19 protein-coding genes are annotated in these 25,595 nt (G+C 55.5%); 7 read left to right on the top strand and 12 right to left on the bottom strand.

The features are described from left to right. Positions 1-22 precede the first annotated feature (22 nt). The 3 genes from DSM3645_RS09220 to DSM3645_RS09210 form a co-directional block, all read right to left on the bottom strand. Positions 23-1,132, bottom strand: a complete 1,110-nt coding sequence (locus tag DSM3645_RS09220) for a hypothetical protein (protein WP_002651856.1) — start codon at positions 1,130-1,132, stop codon at positions 23-25. Positions 1,133-1,392: 260 nt separating this feature from the next. Beyond that, the gene (locus tag DSM3645_RS09215) at positions 1,393-2,166 is read right to left on the bottom strand and encodes a hypothetical protein (RefSeq protein ID WP_237564786.1); all 774 of its coding nucleotides are present in this window, start codon (positions 2,164-2,166) and stop codon (positions 1,393-1,395) included. Between the two features lie 1,018 nt (positions 2,167-3,184). After that, positions 3,185-3,874 carry a response regulator gene (locus DSM3645_RS09210; RefSeq protein ID WP_002651854.1) on the bottom strand — a complete coding sequence of 230 codons (690 nt, stop codon included), beginning with the start codon at positions 3,872-3,874 and terminating at the stop codon, positions 3,185-3,187. Positions 3,875-4,635: 761 nt separating this feature from the next. Here DSM3645_RS09210 and DSM3645_RS09205 point away from each other — a divergent pair. Beyond that, positions 4,636-5,406, top strand: a complete 771-nt coding sequence (locus DSM3645_RS09205; RefSeq protein WP_002651853.1) for a sensor histidine kinase — start codon at positions 4,636-4,638, stop codon at positions 5,404-5,406. Positions 5,407-5,428: 22 nt separating this feature from the next. Here DSM3645_RS09205 and DSM3645_RS09200 read toward each other — a convergent pair whose 3' ends face one another. Both DSM3645_RS09200 and DSM3645_RS09195 read right to left on the bottom strand, forming a co-directional pair. Next, the gene (locus tag DSM3645_RS09200) at positions 5,429-6,094 is read right to left on the bottom strand and encodes a response regulator (RefSeq protein WP_002651852.1); all 666 of its coding nucleotides are present in this window, start codon (positions 6,092-6,094) and stop codon (positions 5,429-5,431) included. 403 nt (positions 6,095-6,497) lie between these two features. Beyond that, the gene (locus DSM3645_RS09195) at positions 6,498-7,160 is read right to left on the bottom strand and encodes a response regulator transcription factor (RefSeq protein ID WP_002651851.1); all 663 of its coding nucleotides are present in this window, start codon (positions 7,158-7,160) and stop codon (positions 6,498-6,500) included. 526 nt (positions 7,161-7,686) lie between these two features. Between DSM3645_RS09195 and DSM3645_RS09190 the strand changes: the two genes are divergently transcribed. Then, positions 7,687-8,220, top strand: coding sequence for a hypothetical protein (locus DSM3645_RS09190; protein ID WP_002651850.1), 534 nt, complete (start codon positions 7,687-7,689; stop codon positions 8,218-8,220). Positions 8,221-8,260: 40 nt separating this feature from the next. Here DSM3645_RS09190 and DSM3645_RS09185 read toward each other — a convergent pair whose 3' ends face one another. Then, positions 8,261-8,584, bottom strand: a complete 324-nt coding sequence (locus tag DSM3645_RS09185) for a cupin domain-containing protein (RefSeq protein ID WP_002651849.1) — start codon at positions 8,582-8,584, stop codon at positions 8,261-8,263. Positions 8,585-8,879: 295 nt separating this feature from the next. On the opposite strand from DSM3645_RS09185, the gene DSM3645_RS09180 reads away from it, so the two are divergent. Both DSM3645_RS09180 and DSM3645_RS09175 read left to right on the top strand, forming a co-directional pair. Further along, positions 8,880-9,398, top strand: a complete 519-nt coding sequence (locus DSM3645_RS09180; RefSeq protein ID WP_002651848.1) for a pyridoxamine 5'-phosphate oxidase family protein — start codon at positions 8,880-8,882, stop codon at positions 9,396-9,398. A gap of 73 nt (positions 9,399-9,471) precedes the next feature. Then, positions 9,472-9,804, top strand: coding sequence for a rhodanese-like domain-containing protein (locus DSM3645_RS09175; protein ID WP_002651847.1), 333 nt, complete (start codon positions 9,472-9,474; stop codon positions 9,802-9,804). 88 nt (positions 9,805-9,892) lie between these two features. On the opposite strand, the gene DSM3645_RS09170 is transcribed toward DSM3645_RS09175, so the two are convergent. The 5 genes from DSM3645_RS09170 to DSM3645_RS09150 all read right to left on the bottom strand — a co-directional run bounded on the left by DSM3645_RS09170 (position 9,893) and on the right by DSM3645_RS09150 (position 17,181). After that, positions 9,893-10,555 carry a class I SAM-dependent methyltransferase gene (locus tag DSM3645_RS09170; RefSeq protein WP_116344467.1) on the bottom strand — a complete coding sequence of 221 codons (663 nt, stop codon included), beginning with the start codon at positions 10,553-10,555 and terminating at the stop codon, positions 9,893-9,895. A gap of 170 nt (positions 10,556-10,725) precedes the next feature. Continuing rightward, positions 10,726-13,677 (bottom strand): hypothetical protein, encoded by a 2,952-nt coding sequence (locus DSM3645_RS09165; RefSeq protein WP_131282363.1) that lies wholly within the window; start codon positions 13,675-13,677, stop codon positions 10,726-10,728. 265 nt (positions 13,678-13,942) lie between these two features. Then, positions 13,943-16,048, bottom strand: a complete 2,106-nt coding sequence (locus tag DSM3645_RS09160; RefSeq protein WP_002651844.1) for a tetratricopeptide repeat protein — start codon at positions 16,046-16,048, stop codon at positions 13,943-13,945. A gap of 78 nt (positions 16,049-16,126) precedes the next feature. After that, positions 16,127-16,486 (bottom strand): DUF2304 domain-containing protein, encoded by a 360-nt coding sequence (locus tag DSM3645_RS09155; protein ID WP_002651843.1) that lies wholly within the window; start codon positions 16,484-16,486, stop codon positions 16,127-16,129. After that, complete coding sequence (locus DSM3645_RS09150) at positions 16,483-17,181, bottom strand: glycosyltransferase family 2 protein (protein ID WP_002651842.1); 699 nt, start codon at positions 17,179-17,181, stop codon at positions 16,483-16,485. Before DSM3645_RS09150 ends, DSM3645_RS09155 begins: the two co-directional genes overlap by 4 nt. A gap of 368 nt (positions 17,182-17,549) precedes the next feature. Here DSM3645_RS09150 and DSM3645_RS09145 point away from each other — a divergent pair, with 368 nt between their 5' ends. Together DSM3645_RS09145 and ilvD are read left to right on the top strand one after the other, a co-directional pair. Continuing rightward, positions 17,550-17,990 carry an Hsp20/alpha crystallin family protein gene (locus DSM3645_RS09145; RefSeq protein WP_040351723.1) on the top strand — a complete coding sequence of 147 codons (441 nt, stop codon included), beginning with the start codon at positions 17,550-17,552 and terminating at the stop codon, positions 17,988-17,990. An 874-nt stretch (positions 17,991-18,864) separates the two neighbouring features. Beyond that, a complete protein-coding gene (ilvD, locus tag DSM3645_RS09140) occupies positions 18,865-20,553 on the top strand; it encodes a dihydroxy-acid dehydratase (RefSeq protein WP_002651839.1) in 1,689 nt (562 codons plus the stop codon). Positions 20,554-20,560: 7 nt separating this feature from the next. Here the strand turns inward: ilvD and DSM3645_RS09135 are convergent, their stop codons facing one another. Then, on the bottom strand, positions 20,561-21,913 hold the full coding sequence (locus DSM3645_RS09135) for a Trx7/PDZ domain-containing (seleno)protein (RefSeq protein ID WP_002651838.1): 1,353 nt from the start codon (positions 21,911-21,913) through the stop codon (positions 20,561-20,563). Between the two features lie 207 nt (positions 21,914-22,120). On the opposite strand from DSM3645_RS09135, the gene DSM3645_RS09130 reads away from it, so the two are divergent. Beyond that, the gene (locus DSM3645_RS09130) at positions 22,121-25,594 is read left to right on the top strand and encodes a hypothetical protein (RefSeq protein WP_002651837.1); all 3,474 of its coding nucleotides are present in this window, start codon (positions 22,121-22,123) and stop codon (positions 25,592-25,594) included. Position 25,595: the final 1 nt, after the last annotated feature.

Raw genomic sequence — 25,595 nt, 5'->3', positions numbered from 1 at the left:
AATCAACTTCGTTGGAGGTGACTTAGTAGGTCCAAACAATGCCGATTACCGAATCGGGAGCATCCGGCGTCATGCCGATTTCCGCAAACGGTTCAATGATTTTCCCACAGCGATAGGCGGTCATCGCGAACCGCAATCGCAACGGCTCACGCAAAGTGCCCGGCACGCCGACGCCGTTCAAGATGGTCTCTGTTTGGAAGATTCCCAAAAAGGACGTACTGAACGTAATGCGATCGTTCACGGCAAAGCCAACGCCCAGGTTGTAACTAATCTGGTCGCCAAAGAAGATGTCCTGACCGAGAATCGTATCCTCGTATTGATGGCGATAGCCAACCCCGTAGTAGACGATTACCGGATCATAGCGATTGATGCAAAGGAGCTGGATCGACGTGGCCCAGACGCCGTTGCCTAATGAAGCGTCGGTTAGGCCGTTGAACGGAAACTGTCCATCGCCAGTCGGCAAAGTAAGTCCCAGCGAAAGGATCACATCGGGCGAGAGGTGCTGATAGCACCCTTTTCGCAAGTGATAGTTCACCCCTAGCTCGGTATCGCCGATGCCGCCGTTGCTGGTCGATTGATCAAACAATCCCACCGACGAAACTTCGGTATTCGCCCAGCCAAGCGGCGCCGCGATCGAAACTTGCGTCCGTTCCGTAATGCCATAGCGGAATGCGAGTGGTACAAACAGCGATCGCTGGCGGAAGTCGACGCGGGCGACTCCACTGGGAGCCAAGCTGATTGGCGCGTTGTAGTCATTCTTGGCGTAGACCAAACCAACATCCAACTGGTGCTGACCTGGTTTCAACAGGACGCTGGCCGATCGCAAAAACTGGATATTGAAATCCTCCAGCTCTTCACCGTAGCTGGAATCCGCTCCGGGCGGGACAGGCGCAACAGGGTCTTGCAACGCAACCGGCACGGAGGGCGCTGATCCCTCTGATTGCAGCGCCTCTTCAAAGTCAATCGCGACGAAAACCGGCTCGTTCGAGAAATACTGAAAGCCATCTTCCGTCTCGGCAAGTTGTGCGAATACCGGTCGCCCTGTCGAGACGAGTGCAAGCAGCGTCGCCCCGACGAGAAACATCGATTTGTATTGCAACAAGCGTTGCAAAGCTATATACAGCGGGAGCATTGTTAATATCCTTAACCGAAAAGTCCGCTTGGGCTTCGCCTGGCGCCTGCTCCACTTTTGTGCCATGGAGTCGACGTCAAAATCCCAAGCGACTAGGCTGTGACCTCCTCACGATCAACACGACGCACTTCGTCCGGCGGTCCCGTTAGCAGCAGCCGAAAAATCGGCGACTGCTACGGACCGAATTCAGAACCGCTCTAGGACAGGCAGAAAGTCTGCCTGGCCTTGGACGGCGTTAACTTGGGGCCGATGTTACGCGACTACCAAGTAATTCCAGACGAGAGTGCGAAACCAACCAGGTTGATGGAACTTTCCGGCGAAGAAGCCGAAACGTACATGCCTGAGACGCCCGAATCGAAGACGCCGGCTTCGGCGAACGTTTGACCAGAGGTCGAACCCCAGTATTGGTATTCAAACGCACCACGAAGGAAGAATCTCGCATTGCTGCAGGGCAGGCATCGCGACCATTGGGCGCCGGCTTGTAATTCACCGATCCAAATGTCATCGCTTTTGCCGGAGACTGCGCCCGTCGTGAAATTCGCCCCGCCGAACGGCGTACCAACTGCGGCGGCTGCCGACGAGCTCGAGTAAGAGTTGCCCCACAGGCACGACCCTCGCATATTCCAAAACAAATCAATTCCGTAGCAAGTAGGACGTGAGCCGGCGAGGGAGAAGGTAAGACCATCCCCTTCAAACTTGGAGATGCTCGACGAAGCGCCTGAGTACAGAGCGGTCTGGCCGCCGATGATGGTCGGCCGGTCCACTTGGGCGATGAAGTTCATCGCACCCTGGGAATCACGCAACGCATGGCGATAGCCAAACGACGTCGTCACATTCCAGTCGCAATAGCAGAAGTTACGAATCGCTTCGATGTCGAGCGCTTGCATCTGGATCGTATTGGCCGCGTTGAACCCGGTCGTGTCGCCGGTAATCAGTTGCGGCGTAAAGAGGTCCGTGTTGGTGGCGCTGGAATTCAATTCCCAGTAGCGGACCTGTGCTCCCCAACCACAATCGTTGACGAACCCAAGCCACACGCGAGGCGCGGGAACGAGATTCTCGATACCCGAACTGTCTGTCGTAAATGCGTTGTTCGCACCGCTCGCAAGATCCGCGAATTCCCACGTCTGAACGCCGGTGCTTCCGATCGGCGCCAAAAAAGTGGCTTCCACGCCGAACAGAAAATGTCCTCCTCTTGAACCAGAATTCGCACAACACGAATCCAAATCACAGCAACATTCGCTTGCGGGGTTCGAATACTGCGTCATCATCTTGCTCGAGTCGAATTCATCAGCCTGCAACCCGGCGCCTGTAAGCACCAAGCCGCCGACGACGAATGCTCGAAGCATCTCGTACATTTTCATTACTGAGTCCTTTCAACTTTAAAATTGGCGACCGACGCACTAAGCGCGCCATACTGGCGTGCTCCTGGGTAACGAGTGCTATCGGCCGCTCACGGGATTCATTCTGCTGTCGGTAACCAATACGATGGTGCGAATGGTTCGGCAGGAACGAAAACTTCTTCCTCCATGCGATCGCCAGGCAAGTCGGCGGTGACCCGCTTGGTGCAATCAATCATCGACGACAGTTGGACACCCCCATTAGTATCTATTTCCATATAAACGCATCTTTCTTTGGGAAACATGGGGCTTGTAGCGGACTCCGCCACGGCCCTTGTAGGCATATCTCATACTTTTGGATCAACAATCTTTTACTCCACCCATAAAAGGCGATTTCCTCGAGAAAGATGGTATTGACTTGCCGCGCTAGAAGGCTTGTCAACAAGCCAAGAAATCCGGCGAACGGGCCGTCAAGACGACTCGAGAGCTTGAGAAAAACCAGGAAAACCCAGCTCTTTACGACGACAATTTTCGCTCAGAAATAGCGTCTTTGCGTTGGCGAAGTGACGTCGCAGCGCTCGTGTGGCGAGAGCTTCACGACCAGCGAGAGGGCCGCCTCAAAAGCGGCTCGTCGATTCCTAGTCAGAGGAAGCGGTCGGCGACAGTTCAGCAGAAAGCAGGAAATGCGGAATGCATTTTAGAAATGCGGCGAAAATTAAACGGTGTTACAAGGAAGCGGAGATTCGCGACCATTCTCCAGCACCCAATGCACGGCGTGACGAAGAAGTTCCGCTCCGGAATGAAAACCGAGCTTCTTCTTAATCCGTTCCCGATAGGTGTCGATGGTATTGCCGCTCAAGTGAAGCCGTTCGGCAATTTCACGCGACGCCATGCCGAGACCAATCAGCTCGAATATCTCGAGTTCACGGTCGGTCAAAGCGCCAAGCGTCGACGAAAGGTTTTGAGCGCCTCCCTGGGCGGTGATTCGCAGCATCCGCTCCGTAACTTTCGCGCTCACATAGATTTTTCCATCACTTACGCTCCGCAGCCCTTCCAGCAACACCCCGATGGGCTCTCGTTTATTCACATATCCACTTGCGCCGCTTCGCAGTGCCCGCTCGGCGTATAGGTCATCGTCGTAGCCCGATACGACCATCATTTGAATATGCGGATATCGCGACTTGATGTTGCGGATCAGCTCCAATCCGTTGCCGTCATCCAAACAAATGTCGATCAATGCAATATCTGGCGTTTGCTTTTCAAGCAGCTCCAGCGCTTGGTTGACGCCGCTGGCTTCACCGCACACCGAGAACCCGCTCTGATCGCGGAGATGGTACGCCATACCATCTCGGAAAAGGGGCTGACCGTCGACAATTAAGATCTTTTTAGCGGTTCGCTGATGCATGAAAAATCTCTTGTATAGGGCGCCACAACGACCCCACCATCGCTTCAGTTCTCACGCATGGTGAGCCCGGTTGGGATTGAGAAATTTATGGGGAGAGTAATTTCTCAACAAGGTTCCCAAAAATCAATCAAACATCGGAACCCAATTGTCGCCGGACCTACCTGTCTTTCCATCCAAAGCAAACCCCTTTTCAATGCGGCTGCTACCGCAAATACTGCCTGTCTGGGGATCAATGAAACAGCCCGATGGTGGCATCCACTTCAAGCCATGTTATCAGGGTTTTTTCGGCTGTCAAATAGGGCGATTAAGACTAACTCCATGTCACAGATTTCATTCAATTCGTGTGGCGGATTCTACCACAAATTAAGTAGATCCTTATTTTCCGTAAAAAGTAGAACCTGTCTCTGCTTCGATCCAACTTTAATTAATCGACCTTTTGAACGCATGCTATTGTTGCGCAGGTGAAGCGTCCTTCAACCAACACCGAAAGTAACTTAGCCACCATCTAACCCCCCAAAAAAGCTCGCCCACAAATTCACCAATGATCTCGAAGATGTGAGCGAGCACGGAGAGGATGCAACTCGCATCCAACGGCAAGACCAATCGGCACTTACTGTCCGAACTGCCAAGCCATTCAGCATTAATTATCGACCGGTTCAAGACCGCCGATGCAGGGCGACGCACACTATTTTTGCGTGGCGGCGCCCACCACATCGGCGACTTCACATCGGTTTCATCATTCTGCTGAACTGGAAAGAGTCATGTCCGCCTCCATTTTTCCTTCTGATCCAAATGGCGAACCGACGCCCAACAAGTTCGATCGCCCCCTTGCCCGTTCCGCCCACTCGATCGACGACGGGACGCAGTTGGCCGACCTGCTAGAGCAGGAGCGTCAACAAATCGGCCAAGAACTGCATGATATTGTGCAATCAGGATTGATTGGCCTGTCATTCATGACGCAGCGACTGATCGACTCTCTAGCGGCCGAAGCGGCGGACCCGATCGAAGCGAAACGCAACGAATCCTTAAAGGCGATCGCTGTTCAGATCGCCAACGCACTTAAGGAATCGGTCGAACAAGTTCGGCTGATCTCGCATGGGCTGGTCGCTAGGCTAGAGTCCGCCGAATTGCTGCCCCAAGCTTTGGAAGGCTTGGCGAGCCGAACGCATCAACTCTATCAAATGGATTGTCGCTTCGCTTGGGACCAGCGCGGTGAGACCTCCGACATTGATGTCGCAACTCAGCTTTTTCGAATCGCTCAAGAGGCGATAACCAACTGCGTCAAACATAGCGGCAGTGATCGCATTGAGATCTCGCTCGCGCAACAGGACGAAGGCTTGCTGCTGCTTATCCGCGATAACGGGCGCGGTGTCGGCGATTCTCACTCGCGCGCTCCGGGTAGCGGACTTGCCATCATGCAGAATCGGGCGCAGAACATTGGAGCGCAGTTAAGCCTGCAATCTGACGCCAACGGCGCCACTTTGCATTGCTTCTGGCGACCCGCCCAAAGCAGCCCAACCCCCCAACAGTGACATCTTCCGTGTGAACAACAGCTTAGCGCTTCCCCATCGCCCAATTCAACGCCTCCTGCATCAACTGGACTCTTCCTTTTACCCGCAACTTACGACGAATCTTCTCTCGATGGGACTCAATTGTGTGCACGCTTAGATGCAGCTGTTTCGCAATCACGCCTGAAGTCATCCCACGGCCAATCAGCTGAAAAATCTCGAGTTCGCGATTCGAGAGACGCTGCAGCGCGTCAACGGCAGCCGTTGTTTGGGCGGCGACGGCCTGGTGAAGTAGGATTTGCGTCAAGCCAGGACTAAGAAATCGACCGCCGTTCAGAATCGTGCGAATCGCGGTGACGACAAGGTCGTTCGCTTCCTGCTTGTTGATATAGCCCATCGCTCCGGCACGAAGTGCGCGCTCGGCGTACAGCGTTTCCGAATAACAGGAGAGAACCAACGTCTTTACCCTTGGACAGGGTCCAGCGATCTGTTTGATTAACTCAATTCCATTCCCGCACTTTAGCGAAATATCGGCGATCACCAAATCGGGATTCGTTTCCCTGATCAGGCGATACCCTTCGATCTGATTATCGGCTTCACCACAAACCAGCATGTCGGACTGCGTCGAAATTCGATGACTGAGCCCAACTCGAATTAATGGGTGGTCTTCAACAATCAGGATCTTTGCGCACCCCTTGCCCGTCGTCTTCATTGTCGCCCTTTGTCAAATGTTCACACATAGCTGGCCAGCTATATTTGATTCTGGCGGCGCCTTGCAATATTCCTCCATGAACTCGACGCCAGAATCGTCTTTCCGCCAATCTATCGCTCCGCGGAACGCGGATCAACAAATGCCTATTCTTATCATGGTATTCTGACAAACTTACCGGTCACGGATTTCTCAAGTTCGGTAAAGTTTCTGCGTATTTCAGACACGGCACCTCTTGCCTAGCCTGATCCGAGGCCGGCGAGAGTTCGCGGCGACAGTGATGCACGATCTTCCGAGAGCGATTTCATTTTTCCAATAATCAAGACAGGCGCGCAAAACCAGGATGAAACCAGAGCCTTTGATCAGTACGCTGCGCGAACTAAATTTTGGTCCTATTTCCAAAATCTCAATGATCTTCCAGCACCCATTGCATTGCTCGTCGGATCAATTCGGCGCTTGACTTTGCCGAAATTTTACGGCAGAGTCGTTCCCGATGCGTATCGACCGTGTGCACGCTCAAATTCAATTGGCTCGCGATTTCGGCCGAAGTTTGGCCGTGACCGATCATCGTGAAAATTTCACGCTCGCGATTGGTGAGTCGATTTATCGGGTCAGACGGAATCGAAGGAATTACGCCGTCAGATGGAGGAAATTGCCAATCGGTCGCTCCCCACAGCGGAAAACGCTTTCCTTCGAGAATTGCTCGAACCATATCAATTATCTTGTCGATCAACTCCTGCTTATTTAGATAGCCGCACGCACCGGCGCGCAACGAGCGTTCCGCGTACAGCGACTCGTCATAGCCGGAGACAACGAGCGTCTTCGCCTGGGGATCACACGCAAGAATCTGCTTGATCAAATTGATCCCTTGCCCGCTGGCGAGCGAAACGTCCACGATCGTTAAATCAGGTTTTTGCTCCCGAAATAGCGCGAATGCGCCGCTTTCATCGCTCGCTTCGCCGCAAACTTCCAGATCGCAATGCGCGTTCAAAAGGATCGTCAGGCCTTCGCGAACAAGCGGGTGATCGTCAACGATTAAAATCTTCGCAACACTTAACGTGGTGGCCATTGCAGTACGAAACACTTTAGATAGCCCCCGGTCGTTTGCGCGATACCGCATCGCACCTAGGTTTACTCTAATCAAACCTGCAACGCAATTCATGGAAAAAGCGAAACGCCAATCGAGTCAATTTTATGGTGACGTGATTTCTCTACCTAGCGAACAGGATGTCAGACAAAGATTTCCCCGCCTCATCACGCTGCATTCCTGTTTTACCGGCGGCAATGACGGCATGTAAAATACCTGTCCCGCACTGTGCGTTTGATTCTTAGGCCGTCAGTCGCGTAACCTTCGTTCAGGCTCAATCCCCGACTCTGCGACTTGCTTTTCTCTTGCATCGCACTGGCGACGCGCGTCTGCCTACCTAGGCTTCTCTCATCCTTATTGACGGGACCCGCGAGGAGATTTGTTTGCAAATAGGTTTGCTGAAAAGCTTTCCTGTTTCGATTCTCATGCCGATATCGGCAAAACTTCATATCCGGACGGTCCAATAGTAGAGAAACATTGCCCCTGCTCTTTTGGGAGGGTCTTGCCTGTGAATCACAATGGCGTGCTCGGAATCCTGGTTCTTTCCTGGGTCTTGGCGCTTGGATGCGGGTCTTCTGGTCCGCAGTCGCAAGCTGAATTCATCGCCGCCTATCGCGCTGCGCATGCGTCTGGCGATCAGGAAAACGTCTACCGGATGATTGCCTGGATCGACGAAGTTCGGCCCGAATTGGAGGATCCGTACGAAGGAGGCGATCCAGCACGACGGATGACGCGCAAAGCGATCCATTGGTCGCTGATCGACAACTCCACCAACGGCGAGATTCGCTCGATCGACGTGATCGAGACGCCAGAGGAACACGAAAATTCAACGATCGTGCCGCAGCCGCTCTATTGGCTCAACATCACCACGCGGGAAACGAGCAAGAAAAAAGGACCCGGCTTCGACATCCACAACGGCTACGTTCGGCTACCGGTGATTGAGTGGAATGGAGTTCACTATTTTTACGGGTCTCCCCACTACTCGTTAGAATCGCCGATTGAACTCGCCGACTCGAACAGTTCACACGACCGGGTGAAATAGCCGGAGATTCTTGCGGCCGTCAACAGCTTGGCTGGCCTGCTCAACGATAAAAGATCGCCAACCAAACGGTCGGCTCGTCAGGCGTCGTCCAGGCGACGCGATGTTGCTGATGGGCCGGTAGCAGGATGGCCTGGCCCGGGCGAAGCTCCAGCGGGCTCGCTGCTCCTTTGATTTCGAGTCGTGCGGCGCCGGCTAATAGCAAAACCCATTCATGCTCGTCTTGGTCGTACCAAAAGTTGGGCGGCGAAGCGTGCGCGTGCGAAACGATCCGCTCGATCCGTAGCCGCTCGGTTTGCAAGAGCGTCGCGACCAATTCATTGGGCAGGTTCGCCGGCAGGTCGACCAAGAGGTCTGTGATTTGCATTACTTTTCGCCTATTTCGCCCTGGGATCGATTTTGCGTGCCATTGTAGCAATCTGCGGACGGCGCCTGGTTGCGCGGCGTTCAATGCGGATGCGATGCCGCCAAAAATAGCCGACCGATCGTGCGGGATGCTGCTTTACTAAGGGTCTGGACTGCCATAATCGGAATCGGCACGCGCATTGCGGCTTAGTCTCTTCGCTACCTGCTTCCGACACCCTATACGCCTACAGAGTCATAAGCAGCCGTTGGCTGCTGATCTTTGACTTAGCATTTATTTGTACAAAAAGGAGTTCGCCATGACTAACAAGAATGAACGACAACAAGTGATTGATACGCTGCGCGGTTTGATTGATGACATTCGGCATGCGATGCTTGTGACCGCGGACGGCGCCGGACATCTACGTAGTCGTCCGATGTGCACAGCGGGTCACAAATTTGATGGCGATATTTGGTTTGTCACTGTCGCCGATGATCCGAAGGTCGCCGAGTTGACCGCCAATCCGCAGGTCAATGTTTGCTATGGTTCGCCGACGCATGACGACTTTGTCTCTCTTTCGGGTCGCGCAGAAGTGGTGAAAGATCAAAAACGGATCGAAGCGCTTTGGAACGACCACCTGAACGATTGGTTCCCGGATGGAGTAGAAACGCCGAACTTGGCGCTAATTCGGGTCGACGTGCATGAGGCCGAATATTGGAAACATCATTCCCGCGGCGTCCAAGGAATGGTTCGCTCGCTCTTTACGAAGACGAGCTCGAAGTCAGGCGAAGAAGATCACGAGAAGATCGCGTGGGAAGAACACGCGGCGATCTCGTGAATCGCGACGAGCGCCATGCGACGCCGAGGATTAAAGCAAGTGCCGGGAAACACGGTATGAAAGGAGACGAGCGATGAAAGCGATTTCAACCGCTGAACTGCAAAATCTGAAAGAGCGCGGCGAAGCGATAACGTTGATCAATACGTTACCAGCCGAGAGTTTCGCCGAGACGCATATCCCCGATTCGATTAACATTCCGCGCGACCAAGACGATTTCGCCGAAAAGGTGGAACAAGCGGTCGGCGGAAAGAGTCAACCGATTGTGGTTTACTGCGCCAGTGAAGACTGCCCCTCGTCGACCAAAGCGGCGAAGGAACTCGAATCGCAGGGCTTTACTAATGTCAGCGATTACGAAGGAGGCGCCAAGTCGTGGAAGCAGTCAGGCCACGAACTGGCCCACGCCTAACATCGGCTTGCGAATAAATATCAAGAGGCGAAGCGGCGGCGAGAACCACTCGCCGTCGCTTTTTTTTGATGCGCTCTCAGCGGTTTCTCTACTCCGGCTTAACGCCGATCGCGGCTCGGACCGGCATGGACCAGATCTCCATATCCAGTTCTTTTTCGATCGTGAATCCGGCGGCGGCGACAAGCGTCACCACATCAATGGGCTGACAATCGACGATATGAGGAAAGTGCTGGTGCATCCAGATATAGGTCTTTTCGAGGGCGCTCGATTTGTCGCCGGTTTTGACGGTCGCCATCGAAACGACGCCGATCTTGCCGCCGGGCTTTAGCGCTTTTAAAATCTCGCCCAGCACCGACGGAATATCAGACTCGTCGAATAACTCCAGCGTAAAGCTCATAAAGGCCGCATCAAAGCTGTTGGGCGGAAAGTCCAGATTCCGCGCGTCGCCGATATGCAGTTCGATCTGATCGCCGAGATCGGTTTTGGCGATCTTCTTCTCGGCCACCTTTTGCATGCCAGGCGAGATATCGACGCCGATCACTTTGCCGGTCGGTCCGACCAACTTCGCCAAGTCGATCATCGAGTTGCCGGTGCCGAAACCGATTTCTAACACCCGATCGCCAGGCTTTAACCCCAGACCGCTCTGTCCCATCTCGCGGGCCTTGTGCTCGCTAGAATCGGCGATGAAATCGTAGGCGCCGCTAATGCGGTCGTAAAACGATTGATTCGTTTGCTGGTGCTGATCGGGCATCGACAGATCCTTTGGGCAGGGCGAGAACAAGAAACGAGTCTGTGGATCGGAGCGCGACGTTGCGGCGCTTCCGTGCTCGGTTTGATTTTGCCAGACGGCGGCGCAGAAAAAAAGCGGACGGCTCACAGAACGAGCCGCCCGCGGTAGAAACTGAAAGAATCTCCAACCGGTTAGCTATTGGAAATCGTAATGTTGGAAAACTGACTGACGGCGTAACCATCTGCGTCGTCATCACAGATCAACGTCAAGTAATCAAAGTTGCCGGTGAAAAACTTGCCGATCTCAATCGTCCAGGTATTGCCGACGATCGAGATATACGGCGAAGCGTCTGACTTGGCGTTCAACCCCCAGTTTTGCGAACCAGCGGTCTGAAAACTGCGACTGGGATCCGCTGTTCCCAAAGTCGCGTCAGTCGCGAATCCAATCCCATGGATTTCGCCGATCGAATCGCTCTCGAAGGTAAAGGTCAACACGGTCGTCGACGTGATCGTCACGCCGCCGTCCAGCGCCAGCGCCTTCCAGCCGTTTCCTTCGATCCGGATCGTATCGCCGTCGATCCCGACGATGCTAGGCGCAGTGTCCTGACCGCCGCCGAAGCTCATAAGCTCGACGGAAGCCGCCACACCGTTGATCGTCACCGTGGGCGTATAGGTCGCATCAAAGATCTTGATGTTGCTGAAGGTCGCTTTGACCGCATCGGACAGATCGTCGTCGTTGACGATCGTCAAGAAGTCAAATGATCCGGTGAAGTATTGCCCCACCGGAATCTGGAAGACGTCAGCCGTAGCCGGGTCGTTGTCATGATCGACCAGCAACCGATCAATGTTAGTCGCATTGATTCCCCAGTTTTGCGAGCCGGCGACGCGGAACGTTTGACTGGGAGCAATATTCGACGCATCGTTGGCGAAGCCGATCGCATGAATTTCGCCGAGCGTCTCGGCGTCAAATTCAAACTGCAAAATCGTGTTCGCCGTGATCACGATATCTTCCGGCAGGTCGATCTTCTTCCAAGAGTTTCCTTCGATCGTGATCGAATTGGTCTCGCTATCGATCGTCACCTGATTGATCGCGTGATCTTGGCTCGTGCCGTAAGAGGAAACGTCCGCCGTGACATCCGATCCGCCGATGTTGACCGTCGCGGTCGGCACTTCCTCAAACAGACGAATGTTAGAGAACGAGGACTGAGCCGAAGCGTCGACGTCGTCATCGTTGATCAGCACAATCCGCGTAAACGGGTTTTCGGCGGTGCTCGTGTAGAACTGACCGACCGGAATCCGAACCTTGTTGGTCCCCTCGACGCGTAGCGAGGTCACGTCGATTCCCCAATCTTGCGTTCCGGCGATGCGGAACGTCATGCCGGGAGCAATATCATCATCAACATCAAAGCCGATCGCGTGGATCTCTCCTTCGCTCAATAGATCAAAATCAAACTCGAGAATCGTATGCTCCGTGATCACAAATGAGCCGAGCACTTGCTTCCACGTATTGCCGGTCAGCGTCAGCGTAGCGCCATCTTCCGAGACAGCCAAACCATCCGGCGTTTGATCTTGCCCGCTGCCGCCATAGCCGACGACTTGTTCCGGCGTAAAGACCACTGTGGGTGGATCGATCGGCGGATCGACCGGCGTATCAGGGACCTGCGGCAATTGGAACCCAAACCGCCGCGCAAAGATATCGACTTCGTCTCCGTTGACCGTTTCCGTTCCCGAAGTAAACAGGGTGACGATGTCACCGCGGCTATTCATCGACAAGCTCAATTCAACCGCAGCCGAGCCGTTGTAAAGATCGGTCTGTCCAATGATGTCGGTCGCCGCTTTCTGGAAACCTACCCAGCTGCCGTTTTCAACCTGCTTGGCGTACTGCACCAGATAATAACTGGCCAGGACATCGCTATTCAGCAGTTCCTGATAGCCGACCGCAAAGTTGCCATTTTCGTCGATGTCGATGCGTGCGAAACGCTGACGACCGGTAACGCCATTTTGGTCGGTTCCCGTGACCATGATCTCGTTGGCGAAACTAGGAAGCGTCGGCGTAACCGCCGCATTACCCGAAGCAGGCGTCAGCGTCGCCGAACCGAAGCCGGAAAATACCTGCACGACAATTTCTTCTTTATTGTCGTACGCCGGTCTGAATCCAGTCGCGTTTTTGCCGGCCGAAGGAATTCGCCGCGTATACGCGAACGCGACTTCGCCTGCTTCGTTGACCGACACGTCCGGCGAATCATAGCGCACGGTGCTATACAGATCCGGGTTGGTGATCGCAACCTCAATCGCATCGACTGCGACCACGCCGCCCGCTGTGATATCAAAGCGACGATAGCGGATTTGAGCGGAACTCGCGGCCGACCACGCGACGATAAAGCGTCCGCTATTGTCGATGGCAACTTCGTGCCCAGACGCCGACGCTTGATCCGTTCGCACGAGGAAGGTCGAACCGGTTGTCGTCGTTTCGTCAAAGTAGAAATCATCGAAAGCGACGCCGCTCACGACGCTGTTTTGACTCCAAACGGCGACCATTTGTCCAGAGTCATTGATCGCGAAAGTCGGCTCATTCGCTTGCTGATAACCGACGATAACCTGACCGCCGACCAGGGTTCCGTCGGCGTCGATTCGCTGCATCCGAAACGGCGACTGCGTTCCGTCGATCTCTCGCCAACCAACGACCATTTGTCCTGCAGCGTTGCTGACGACCTGAACCGTATCAATCTGATTCGGGCTGGTCGTCAACAAGACTCGCGGTCCCTCGAGAACGCCCACATCGGTACGCGCGGGATTCAATGGGTCGCCGGCCTGAACGCCGGAATAGCGCTGTAAGTAAACCGAATATTCGCCCGGCGTGGCGCTATCGATCCAGACGGCGACATAATCCCCATTTTCGAGAACCGTGATTGAGTCGCCGGTATAGCCAAGTCTCTGTACGCCTGCGCTGCCGTCAACGACAAACGGATCATCCGGGTCCGCAATGGGGGCCGGAAAGAGAGTCGCAGCTGGATCGCCATCCATGACTTCGCGACGTTCCAGAAAATCAATTTGGGGAATAAAACGTTCGGTTCGGCGGCGCTTTGCGTGCGCAGCACTTCCCGAAATGCGTCGCCAAAGCGACACAAGTTGGTGAGGGGACATAGATGTCAACTCCGATCAAAGATAAGGGGGAGGAACAACGATCGGGAAGCGAATGCGGCGAGTAATTCGCGTAATTCACTTAACGAGCCGATCGTAGTCGACTCCAATTCTCACGTCGACATATTCTGTTGCGATTCATCGAATCTTGCGCGAATCCGGCGAAAAGATTCGTTGAATCATTACAGTTCGCGTCCCCGGTCAGAGAAGCAATTTTGATTGCGTTAACTTTGCGTCGCAAACCCTCAAAAGTGCTATAGCGCCACTGTTAGTAAAGCTCGTCCGGCTGAGCCGATTGAAACGGGCGCTGACTCCGAAACAACTGCAGCCGAGTTTCCATCGACAGAAGATCGCCCCCCTGCTGCCGTTGCAGTGCGATCGCCTTTTCGCAAAGCTGCGCCGCTTCGGCGTATTTCCCTTCGGCGGCCAGAATGGTCGCGGCCAAGTCCAGCAGCAGCAATTGCGGACCAAGGCGCGCGATTAACGACTCGGTCAGTTGCTTCGCTTCGGCCAGATTACGTACTTCGTCTGACGCCGCCGCCGCGCGCAGCCAGGCCAGACGCAGCGTAATTTCGAGATCGTCCGGCGACTGCTTCCGCCAATCCTCAAACGCATCGGCGGCTTCGCGCAGCCGACCCTGCTGAAAATAAACAATCCCCAACTCGCGCCGCCAAGGCTGCGACGGCCCTGTCAGCGACACCGCTTTGCCCAACTGCTGCTCGGCGTCATCCAGTTTCCCCAACTCACGCAGAGAAACGCCGGCCATGCCGTGTGCCTGAGGATAGCGATCAGGACGCAGTTGCGTCGCCGCGATCAGCGCTGCGGCGGCGCCGGCGTGTTTCCCTTGCTGTTGCCACAAAGCGCCCAGCCCGATGTGCGCTTCAGCGTCAAGCCGGAGCGTCTCACTGTTCCGAGACTTCCGTTCCGCCAATTCGTCAATCGCGTTTTGAAAGCGCTGTTGCGCTTCCCGAAAATCCCCCGTGCGTGCGGCAATTTCGCCTAGTTCGATATCTATCGCCGCCGTCGATCCGCCGCTCACGGCGATTCGCGCTCGTGAGTTTTCCAAGATTGTGATCGCTGCGGCGGTCCGGCCGTCGTCTTTCAGGATCTTCGCGAGGTTATGATGGGCGCGAACATGATCTGGACGCAGCTCAACGACGCTTCGCCAGACGCTTTCGGCCGAACGATAAACCCGGTTGCGCTGGAGAGTCATCCCCACAAATAAGATCACAACGCTCGCCGTCAGCACGATCGGCAGATAGCGTAGCGACTGCTGTGCGGCGTCGGACGAGCGAAGCCAAAGTTCGTATCCGCCGATGACGCACAACAGCACGATACAGGCCAACGGCAAATACATGCGATATTCAAACGCCGGATCGGCGATCGGCACAAAACTGGACGATGGCGCCAAGACGCAAAAGAACAACAATCCCACGACGCCGATCGGCGGCCAACGCCAGAGCGCGTAAGCGGTCGCGATCAATAGCCCGACAACAAACAGCCCGGTTGCGAAATAGTCGGAAAACTGACGAGCAATCGGCCACTCGTAGTCAAAGCACAGCGGATACGGAAACAAGGCCAAGCGGATGTAATACGTGATGACCTGCGACTCGGTGCAAAGGTACTCCCACCGCGTAACCTGATCCGCGCCAGAGACCGATGTATGGAGCGTCGTGCCTTCCTCAAATGCGGGCTGAAGCTTCACCGTCACATACGCGGTGACGATCACCATGCCCACGTAAGCCCAACCCCGTTTTCGCAACAGCTCGCGCCAACCCGCTGCGAAGATCGCTCGGTCCAGCGCAATCGCCAACAGCGGCGCCGACACGGCGACTTCCTTGGTGCCGACGGCCAGACCGCACATTGCAATCGCGGCCGCAGCCCATCGCCAATCGTTCGCCAAACAACTTCGTACGATGCAGTAGAGCGTCAACAGATAAAAGAGGGCCGCTTGCGATTCATAGCGCTGAATCAGATAAGTAACTCCCATCGTCCCCAGCGGATGAACGGCCCATAGCATAGCGACCACAAACGCCAATTTGGCTGCGACAGCCGCGTACCGTTCTTGAAAGCAGGGCGCCGCAAGCAACCGTCGCACCAGGTCGAACAAGACAAGCGCTGTCGCCAAATGAACGAGAAAATTTCCGACATGAAACGCCTGCGGACCGCCGCCGATCAGCAAATAGTTGAGCGTGAAGGAAAGATTGCCGACCGAGCGAACGCGACCGGCGGCGACCGCGCCGAGTCGACTCCGCAGATTAGCCAAGTCGGGCGCTTGATCCAGTTCTAAATATCGCGCGTCGTCCAGGACGTAACCGCCCGAGTAGCTATTGCCATACGCGATGCAGGTGACGATGGTCAGCAGCAAAGCCAAACCAAGAACTCTCTCCCGAGAGTCGGACGCGTTTTGACTTTCCATCGGTCCCTTGCACAAACGATTCGGCGCTCTGTTCTAGCCTTCTTCGAGCGTCTGCTCTTCAGCGCCGCGACTTGCTTCTTGAATCGCCAGGTAACGGACCAGATCGGTGATCTGGCGTTGTAGGCGAAGATAGCGCGAATAGAAATAGAAGGTCGTCGCCATGAAGATCAAGACGAACGAATAGAGAATGACGTCGGCGCCGCGGCCGATTCCCACAAAACTGGCCAAGCGACCGATTTGATTCGGAAAGAGAATCGCCAGCGCGGCGGCAAACCAAATGACGCCCCGAAACAGTCCCACCATGCGGACCGCTCGCTGCTGACGAATGTTCACCAACTCGTAACAAGCGGCGCCAATGATGAAGGTGATCGCGAGCCACTGAAACGGAGTCAACGCACGAGCCTCCCGAGCAGAAACTGAGCGGCGATTTTTACCGCGGCCGAGTTACTCTGCCCCTTTTCGAGAGTCGCGACGTTATACCGAATCGTAACCGGCACTTCGCTAAACCGCAGCTGAAACTCGCGGATCTGGTCCAAGATTTCCGATGCGTGGGCCATTCGGTTTTGCGTGATGCGAATTGTCTGCGCCGCTTTACGCGACATCGCGCGAAAGCCATTGTGCGTGTCGGTCACCGCGATCTGCGAAAAGAGGCGGGTAAACCAAACCGCTCCTTTCAACATCACATGCCGCGTCCACGGCATATCAATCGTCTTGCCCAAAAAGCGAGAACCCAGCGTAACGTCGACCTCGCCGCGGCGGATCGGTTGGACCAGGCGCAAGATATCGCCGGCGTCATGCTGGCCATCGGCATCGAAGGTGACGATGATCTGAGCATCTTGCCGCAGCGCGAAATCAATTCCGGTTTGCAGCGCGGCTCCTTGCCCCGAGTTGATCAGATGCCGCAGCACCCAAACGGGCGACTCTGCGGCGATCGCCGCCGTATCATCCGCCGAGCCGTCATCGACCACGACGACATTGGGAAACGCGCTGCAGAGCGGTGCGAGCGTTTTGCCGATGCGAGCCGACTCGTTGTAAGCCGGAACGATGATCCAAATCGCCGAATCGTCGATCAAGCGGGAATCGGGCAATGGATGTCTCTTGGTGAGAGAAACGGGAAACTCAGTACGGATCGCCTCATCCTATCGGCCTTTTCTAACTTGGCGATTGTTTCCTTCCGCAGCACGCGGATTCCCTTCATAACTTCTTCGTTTTCAAATCGGTTCTTAACAAAACTGCCGCCGGCGCCATTTTGACACAGTCAAAATTACAGTCAAAAAAAGCCGCCGCTCGCAACTGCAATTCACGACGGCACTTGCGACAAACCCTTAGAAATTGGCACGCCGCTTGCTTTTTATCCAAGCGTCACCAAACGTCGAAGCGATGGTAAGCATGCGGCGAACGAGCGTTCGCCCGCTTCGATCGGTTTTCGTACTTAGGGAAAGAGGAGGAACCAATCATGGTCCGTGCATTAACAATGTATCATCCGCGCAACTTCGCCGACCTGCGCCGAGAGATGGATGGGCTTTTCGGAACGTTGCTCAACGCCGACGCCCAGTCGGCCGTCGCCGCTTGGACGCCGTCCTTGAACGTCGCCGAGACGGAAACGTCCTACGAAGTGTCGGTCGAGATTCCCGGAATGGCCGCCGAGGACGTTCAAGTCGAACTGAAAGAAGGTCTACTGACGATCGCCGGCGAACGGCGACAAGTCGAAGAATCGGACGACAAAAAGTTCCATCGCGTCGAACATACCTATGGCAAGTTCGAGCGCAGCCTGCGTCTGACGTCGCCGGTGGACGAAGATAACGTCACCGCCGAGTATCACCAGGGAATCTTGAACGTCACGATTCCGAAAGCCGAAAAAGTGCGACCACGCAAAATCGAAGTAACGGCCAAGTAAACCAAGCGTGGAGCCGAGAAGAGGCGATCTCTGCGCCGCGACTGTCATCGGTGACAGTCGCGGCTTTTTTTGCGCGTCAACGCGCACCCTAAATTTGGTAACTCAGTAGGCAAAAATTGTCTCTTGACGAAGCGCACGGAATTGCGGTCGATTACACGCCGAGGAAGAACAACCCACGCGTAATCGTTCGTTGGCCAACCGCATCAACGACGCGGCGCTTGGCTGCGCGCTACGAATTCCCATTTCTGAAAGAATCTTGGTAGTTGAAAAAATATCGGTAGCGCGGATAGGGCAAGCGAATTCCAGCCCCCAAGCTCGATCAACATCGCCGCTTGCGCAACCCACCGACCTGGTCGACTAACCCCAAAAAACATGGAGTCCTGTCCAGTCCCATCTGCCAACCCGAAAAAACATGGAGTCCTGTCCAGTCCCATCTGCCAACCCGAAAAAATATGGAGTCCTGTCCAGTCCCATCTGCCAACCCGAAAAAACATGGAGTCCTGTCCGGTCCCATCTGCCAGCTCGAAAAAACATGGAGTCCTGTCCAGTCCCATCTGCCAACCCGAAAAAACATGGAGTCCTGTCCGGTCCCATCTGCCAGCCCGAAAAAATATGGAGTCCTGTCCAGTCCCATCTGCCAACCCGAAAAAATATGGAGTCCTGTCCGGTCCGCTGTGACGAGGGAGCGATAGTGAACGGTGGGAAACCACCGAATCGTTATTGATTAGGCATTGGCGTGGCGCCCATTCCCCATGCTGGCTTTGTGCGCAACTACGGCGTTTGTTGCACCACCGCAGGGGAACTTGAGCCCCGGCACGCGTTGGGCGATACTAGCAGTTCCGCGCCCCTTTGACCTTCGAAAGCAACTCTCCGCATGTCTCAGCCCCTCAATTGGAATAGTCGCCGTTTAACGCGTGGATGGCAAAAAGGGATCACCGCTTTTTATTACGGCTTGGGACTGACCGACGCCGATTTTGACAAACCGCAGATCGGGATCGGCGTGCCGCTGCTGGACGGCAATCTTTGCAACGTCCACGCCTATCAACTGGGCCAAGAGCTGAAAGCAGGCTGCGAGCAAGCGGGACTGATCGGGTTTCCGTTTGGCACGCCGGCCGTTAGCGATAACATCACGCAAGGACATGAAGGGGGCAACGCCAGCCTTCCCTCGCGTAATATGATCGCCAATGCGGCTGAATGCGTCGTCAGCGCCCATGGCTACGACTTTTTGATCGGACTGCACAATTGCGACAAAAACGGGCCCGGCTTCGCCATGGCGTTGGCTCGGCTCAACTATCCCGGGCTGATCGTCAACGGCGGCAGTATTAAACCTGGTTGCCATCTGGGCCGCGACACGTCGATCTTGGATGTCTACGACGCCCAAGCGGCGGCTTCCGTGGGCGCAATGACGGCGGACGAAGCGGATCAGATCTTGCGAACCGCTTGTCCCGGACCCGGCGGGTGCGGCATCGCCGCTTCTTTTAATACTTGGGGAATCGCGATCGAAGCGATCGGGCTAGGGCTTCCCTACTCCAGTTCGATCCCGGCTGAAGATCCGGCCAAACGCGAAGAATGCCGCAGCATCGGCCAAGCAGTCAAGCATCTGCTGACCGAGAACATTCGCCCCCGCGATATTTTGACCAAAAAGGCGTTTGAAAACGCAGCCGCGGTGATCGCCGCCGTGGGCGGCTCGACCAACGGCGTGCTGCACCTGATCGCGCTGGCCAAAGAAGCCGAAGTTGATTTCACATTGCGTGACGTGCAGCGGATTGTCCGCAACACGCCGGTCCTGTGCAGCTTCGCTCCGCGCGGCAAACGCACGATGTACGACCTGCACAAGCTGGGGGGTACGCCGATGCTGCTGAAGTACTTGATCTCGGTCGGCATTGTCGATGGTTCGTGCCTGACCGTCTCGGGCAAGTCATTGGCCGAAAACGTCAACGGCGCGGCCGATGTTCCCGCGGATCAAGACTTGATCGCGACGATCGAAAAGCCGTTCAAAGAATATGCCGACATGCAGATCTGCTTTGGCAACCTGGCGCCCGGCGGCGTGGTCTTCAAAGTATCGAGCATGCGTGACCCAAAATTCAGCGGCAAAGCGATCTGCTTTTCGGAAGCCAAGGATATCGTCAACGCGGTCGAAGCGAATAAGATCACGCCGGGAACCGTGATCGTGCTTCGTTATCTGGGGCCGGTCGCTTCGGGGATGCCGGAAGTGTTGGTCGCGACCGCGGCTTTGGCCGTACCGCATCTGGACGGCAAAGTAGCGTTTCTGTCAGACACGCGCGTCTCTGGCGTATCGCACGGAGCGATCGGCGTTCACTGTGCTCCGGAAGCGGCAGTCGGCGGGCCGATCGCGTTGGTGGAAGACGGGGATGAAATCTCGTTTGATCTGCTCGGCGGCGAGATCACGCTGCACGTCGGAGCAGACGTGTTGGCGACTCGCGCCGCCAACTGGAAGACGCCTGACCTGCGGCACAAACATGCCTATCTGGCCGACTTCGCCGCAACCGTCTCGCAAGCCGATAGCGGTTGCGTCAGCAAAGCGTTTCACGACGTCTCGTAAAGCGGCGTTACTGCATACGAATCTTCGTACGTTGCGATTGGCCGTTACGAAGCAGCGTGACCTCAACCTCTTGTCCAGGCTTCGTCGCATTGGCGAGCCTGGCCAACAGACTCGATTCATCCAGGTTTTTGTCGACCCCGGCTATCCATGTGATCACGTCCCCCACTTGGACGCCGGCCTTGAGCGCTCCTCGATGATCGCCGTACTTGCCGACATGACGCACTTTTAGTCCTAGCTGATCGTCCGCTAGCCCCAGGGCTTTCCGATCTGAGGGCTCTAGATCTTTTAGCCGCATTCCGCCCAAGACCTGACGCGATAGATCCCAACTGGTGACGCGCCAGGAGATATCCCCCTGCTCTTTCCAATCTTCCGGAAGAGGAAAATCCATTTTGATCATTAACTCACCCCGACGCAGCGTGACATCGAGCGATTTTTCCTCCTGCAGATGATGCAACGTCCATTGGATGTCGGCCATCGAGACCATCGGTTGCCCGTTGAGCGACAGGATCTCGTCGCCGGCCAGGAAGCCGGCTTTCGCGGCCGGCGAGTCAGGCGTCACTTCCGTGACAGTAGCGGCAGTTTTGGGATCCATGATCAGGCCAAGAATCTTCGGATGCGGATAGGGAAACAAGATCTTTTGCGGGATCGCTTGCCCCTCCAACCGATAGGTGACCCGATAGCTCTCGCCAACTTGATGACAATGGATGCAGCTCTTGACCACTTGGCCGTCGTAGTCGAGCTCTTCACCGAAGTCCCGTTTTTTCAAATGCGGAAACTTCTCGGCGGTCGAAACTGGCGGCTTGTCACCTTTGGTTTTAGCGACGAACTGATCTTTGTTCAGCGGGTAAATCTGATGCAGGATCAATCCTTTCTCGAGCGTCGCGGCCAAGCCTTCAATCGCGACGTCTCCCTCTTCTTCGGTTTGATGCGAACGCGTTCCATAACGGCCATAGATCGTCCCGTCGGCGTTCATCAAAAACGCGGCGAACGATTGATCGTAGTCGAATTGAAACTTCGCCAAGTCGACGCCGTTCATCCGCACAATTCGCGCACACTCGTACTCTTGCATGATGCGGCGCACCGCCGAATCGCGCTCGATGATTTTTTCGTCAAGCTGAGCGCACGCTTCGCAGGGGATGCAGCGAAAGATGACCAGGATCGGCTTGCCGGAGGACTTCGCCGCTGCGGTCGCGCCCGTCAGATCGTTGTAGTGCCAAGTGCCATCGGCCAGGATATCGCGACGATCATTACGGACTTTCGTTTCACGATCCTTATTCTGAGCCGCAGCGAATGAGCCCAGACTGAGCAGAACGAAAAGTGCGAGCCGGGCGCGACGCACCGGGACGATGCCGTTTCTCATGGTCGATATCCTGAAAAACTGAGAGAGGTCTGCTTTCGCAATGGTAACTATTTTTTCAGCGGTTCGCCATTGTCCGCCTCCTGTGCGGCCGGTTTTTCCATAACCCCCCACCAAGGGAAGGCAAGCGCAGACGAGCAGGCTCACGAGCGGTTAAGATCGCATTCGCAACCTTGTACTAAAAATTCGTCCTCAGCGTGTAAAACTACGATGGACCTAAAAGAAAAGCTTGGATTCGGCGCACCACAGACCAAAAAGCAACGCAGCGCCGAACGGAGTCGTTTGATTCGCTACATCAACTTACAGATGATTGCGAATGAGTTGCCCCCTCCGCTGCATGAGAAAGAGACGGAGTTCGCTGATCTGGTCAAAGGGTTGTTGGCGAATTACCACGAAAAATCTCGTTTGCTGCGCGACGTCCCGCCGCCGATCGATTGTCGTATCGAAGCGTTTCTGAGCGACTATTTCTCGGACACCGACGTCGGCCCGCTGCAACTGCCGCGACGTTCGTTCGTCTTGGATCGTCACGGCGTCGCCCGCGAGTTGTCGCTACCGGTCCAAGGAAACAAGTTCGAGAGCGAACTGGTCAAGTCGTATCGGATCGAAAACGGCGTCCTACACAATCCGCGCCACGATCGCCGAACCACCAAGGGGACCTTCCACGTTTGCGAAGGAGGTTTGCCGATCGCCGGCGACAAGTACGCCGTGCCGAAAATCGCGTTTGCCCGCATGTTTCAGATCGCGATGTCGCCGCCGCGCAAGTTTTTAGAGCTTCCATACACGTCCGATCACGAAGACAAAGCGTACAGCTTCGTTTCGTTGCTGCTGCGTCCAATCGTATGCCCCGAAGTCCCCGGTTATACGCCGGAGAAGACGATGGAAGTTCGCTTCTATGCGCCGGGACAACTGGTCAGCAATCTCGATTTCGTCGAATCGATTTTCGGCAACGCCGGCGATCCTTTCATCCCGAAAAATGACGCCGCACTGGACGCCGAACATTGGTCGGGACATACCGGCTGCGTGATTCTCGCGCCGCAGCTAGAAGGGGTGACCAAGAAGGAGCTAGGGCTCCCCCACTTTGATGACGCGACTGCGCGTCAGCGTCAGGACGGCATGTGCTGGAAAGACGAAACCGAAAAATACAACAACGGGCAGCCCTTCAAAGCGACCTGTCGCGACCAGCGCGGCGTGATCGTCACGTTGATCGCCGATAACTACTACGGCTATTGCAAAAAAGAAGTCAAGACGCAGCTAAGTTACGCCGCGAATCTCTATGGCAATGTCGAAGAAGAACATGCCGGCGGCGTGGTCGCATACACCAGTTGGAACTTGGGGGAAGAGTTTCGCGTTAACAGCCAGCGCTACAACGGCCGTACGATCGACGATGTCGCCAACGACTACGGTGAGTGGATCGACATGCAGCCCGAAGGCTATGGCGTCGACAAAAACTTCGCCGACGTCATCTACATTCCCGAAGATGCTCGAGCGACCATGCTGGAGCAAAAAATCAAATGGACCCGTGACGACGAGGAACGTTCGATTCCTCTGCTGCCGGGCAAGATCTACATCGCTCCGTCCGGCTACAAAATCCGGATGGAAAAGCACCCCGCGGCGCCCAGTTGGCGATTGATCGGCACAATGGCCGAAGGGGTCAACTGCCACAAGCCGTGCACCGTCAGCGGCGGCGGGAAAAGCGAAATCAGCAAATCGGCCGCTGACTATATGTTGTATGGGCCGATTTTTGTCGCCGATATCGATAAAGATTTGGCGCTTATCGACGACGTATTCAACCACGACTTCAGCGATCGCTGGGCGAGCGATTCGCAGATCAAACCCGACTACGCCGCGCGTCCCAGTCGCTCAGTCTTGTCGCCGGAACGTTCGCTCGGAAGCGTGATCAAGTTGCTGACGCCGTCGACCGATTACACCGAGAAATACAACGAGTGGCTCGCATCGATCCCGAATCACATCTACTCGATGTTATTCATCATCAAACGTTTCCAGCAGCCGGACTGGGATGAGAATTGGCGCGCCAATTTCAGCGTCGACATCGTCAACGGCATGCCGGGGCATGAGTTGAAATATCGCGATCGCACGTTGGTCGGCACCTATTTGCGCGTCGGACTATCCGAAACGCAACAATGGCGCACTTACAAATTGCGACAAGATTTTTACGCCGCCGATAAAGTTCAGACCGAAGACGATATCACCGCGTCGGTCGTCGCTCCGGCCAATGCGATCACCAATCTTGATCCGCAACTGACCGCCGACAGCTACAAGTTTTTGACCAATTGCGAATACCGCTTGTTCCAGCGTCCCGATGACGCCGTTCATCGCGGGCTCGACAAGCAGACGGAATACGACTTGTCGCTTGATGGGAACTTCATCTCGAACTTCCAACCGTTGACGCGGGAAGAGGTCGCCAAGATGGCCGAACAAATCGCCGACTTCGATTCGTTCACGCTGCCGATGCAAAACTTCCTTCGCGGCTTTCTGGAAGAGGATCAATATCCCAGCGAGTACGCGGTCTGTTCGGCGTTTCCGCGTCTGATCGACGGACAGCCGAGCAAGAATCCTCGCTACTTGCAGACGCGTCCCGACATGGCGAATCCCATTTTCCGCTATGTCGGCGAAATGGGAACGCGGCTCTATCGCAAGATTCCCGGCAATCAACCGGTGCCGACGCCGGTCAACGCCGTCTTGTGCGGTCGACGCAACAATCCGCCCGATGCGGCGGCCGGCATTCGCAGCCTGGCGGTCTATGGGCCGATCCACTATCAGGAACTGCCGGAATTGTTCATGGATTTCGTCTGCTCGCTGACCGGCAAGAGTCCTTCGACCACCGGCGCCGGCAGCGAAGGTGCGTTGACCAAAGGTCCGTTCAACGCGCTGCGTCCCGCCGCCGATCTGAACAACGCTTTGGTGAGCTACATCCTGACCGGCTTGGCCGGCTATTCGTCAGCGGCCGGCTACATCGGACCCCATGTTCGCGTGGATCATGACATTAGCTTGCTGATTCCAGAAATCTGGTGCCGCTTGACGCCCGAGGAACGCGATCCGAAGTTCCTGATCGATGGCGGAATGCTCGAGAAGATCGAAGACTTCACGCACGACGGCGAGACGATCCTGGCCAGCCGATTGGGCTATCGGATCACGCGGCGGTTTGTGCGGACGTTCTTTGGACGCGTCTTCGACAATCCGCTCAAAGTGTTCGATGACTCGATTCTCCGTCCTGAGACGCAAGATCCGGTTTCCTATGCGGACGGCGTCAAGCATATCGTCGAAGCCCAACAGCGCGTCGCTGAGCGCCATTTGCAGGATGGCTCGGCCGAGGAGGCGTGTCCTCCGCTGCGAGCGCTGCTGATGATCATGGCCGAAGGCTCGTACGAAGGGAAAACGACCGCCGATCCCGAGATTCGACAGATGTTCACCAAAGAGTATTTGCTCGCCAGCGATTGGTATCGCCAGCGTTTGACGACGAAACAGCAGCGCGATACGGCGCTCTGGACGCGACACCTAGCCGCCATCGACAAGTTCGTTTCCGATTCACGTAACGCCGAATCAGCAAGCGAACTCGACCTGGCGGCCCGACGAGAATACGCCGCAGCTCAATTGGGTATCGCCCAATCGGCCGACTATCTCGCCGCACTCAAAGGTACGCTCGGCGCTCATCCGTTCGACTAAG

The organism is Blastopirellula marina DSM 3645 (assembly GCF_000153105.1).
Classification (GTDB): Bacteria; Planctomycetota; Planctomycetia; order Pirellulales; family Pirellulaceae; genus Blastopirellula; species Blastopirellula marina.
The sequence above is the reverse complement of the archived record's forward strand: the minus strand, read 5'-3'. Positions and strand labels throughout refer to the sequence as shown.

Excerpts from the sequence above, each read along its gene's own strand:
- DSM3645_RS09165 (WP_131282363.1), bottom strand. The coding sequence starts at position 13,677 with ATGTCCCCTCACCAACTTGTGTCGCTTTGGCGACGCATTTCGGGAAGT.
- ilvD (WP_002651839.1), top strand. The coding sequence starts at position 18,865 with ATGTCTCAGCCCCTCAATTGGAATAGTCGCCGTTTAACGCGTGGATGG.
- DSM3645_RS09210 (WP_002651854.1), bottom strand. The coding sequence starts at position 3,874 with ATGCATCAGCGAACCGCTAAAAAGATCTTAATTGTCGACGGTCAGCCC.
- DSM3645_RS09145 (WP_040351723.1), top strand. The coding sequence starts at position 17,550 with ATGGTCCGTGCATTAACAATGTATCATCCGCGCAACTTCGCCGACCTG.
- DSM3645_RS09220 (WP_002651856.1), bottom strand. The coding sequence starts at position 1,132 with ATGCTCCCGCTGTATATAGCTTTGCAACGCTTGTTGCAATACAAATCG.
- DSM3645_RS09180 (WP_002651848.1), top strand. The coding sequence starts at position 8,880 with ATGACTAACAAGAATGAACGACAACAAGTGATTGATACGCTGCGCGGT.
- DSM3645_RS09200 (WP_002651852.1), bottom strand. The coding sequence starts at position 6,094 with ATGAAGACGACGGGCAAGGGGTGCGCAAAGATCCTGATTGTTGAAGAC.
- DSM3645_RS09175 (WP_002651847.1), top strand. The coding sequence starts at position 9,472 with ATGAAAGCGATTTCAACCGCTGAACTGCAAAATCTGAAAGAGCGCGGC.
- DSM3645_RS09135 (WP_002651838.1), bottom strand. The coding sequence starts at position 21,913 with ATGAGAAACGGCATCGTCCCGGTGCGTCGCGCCCGGCTCGCACTTTTC.
- DSM3645_RS09130 (WP_002651837.1), top strand. The coding sequence starts at position 22,121 with ATGGACCTAAAAGAAAAGCTTGGATTCGGCGCACCACAGACCAAAAAG.
- DSM3645_RS09195 (WP_002651851.1), bottom strand. The coding sequence starts at position 7,160 with ATGGCCACCACGTTAAGTGTTGCGAAGATTTTAATCGTTGACGATCAC.
- DSM3645_RS09205 (WP_002651853.1), top strand. The coding sequence starts at position 4,636 with ATGTCCGCCTCCATTTTTCCTTCTGATCCAAATGGCGAACCGACGCCC.
- DSM3645_RS09185 (WP_002651849.1), bottom strand. The coding sequence starts at position 8,584 with ATGCAAATCACAGACCTCTTGGTCGACCTGCCGGCGAACCTGCCCAAT.
- DSM3645_RS09170 (WP_116344467.1), bottom strand. The coding sequence starts at position 10,555 with ATGCCCGATCAGCACCAGCAAACGAATCAATCGTTTTACGACCGCATT.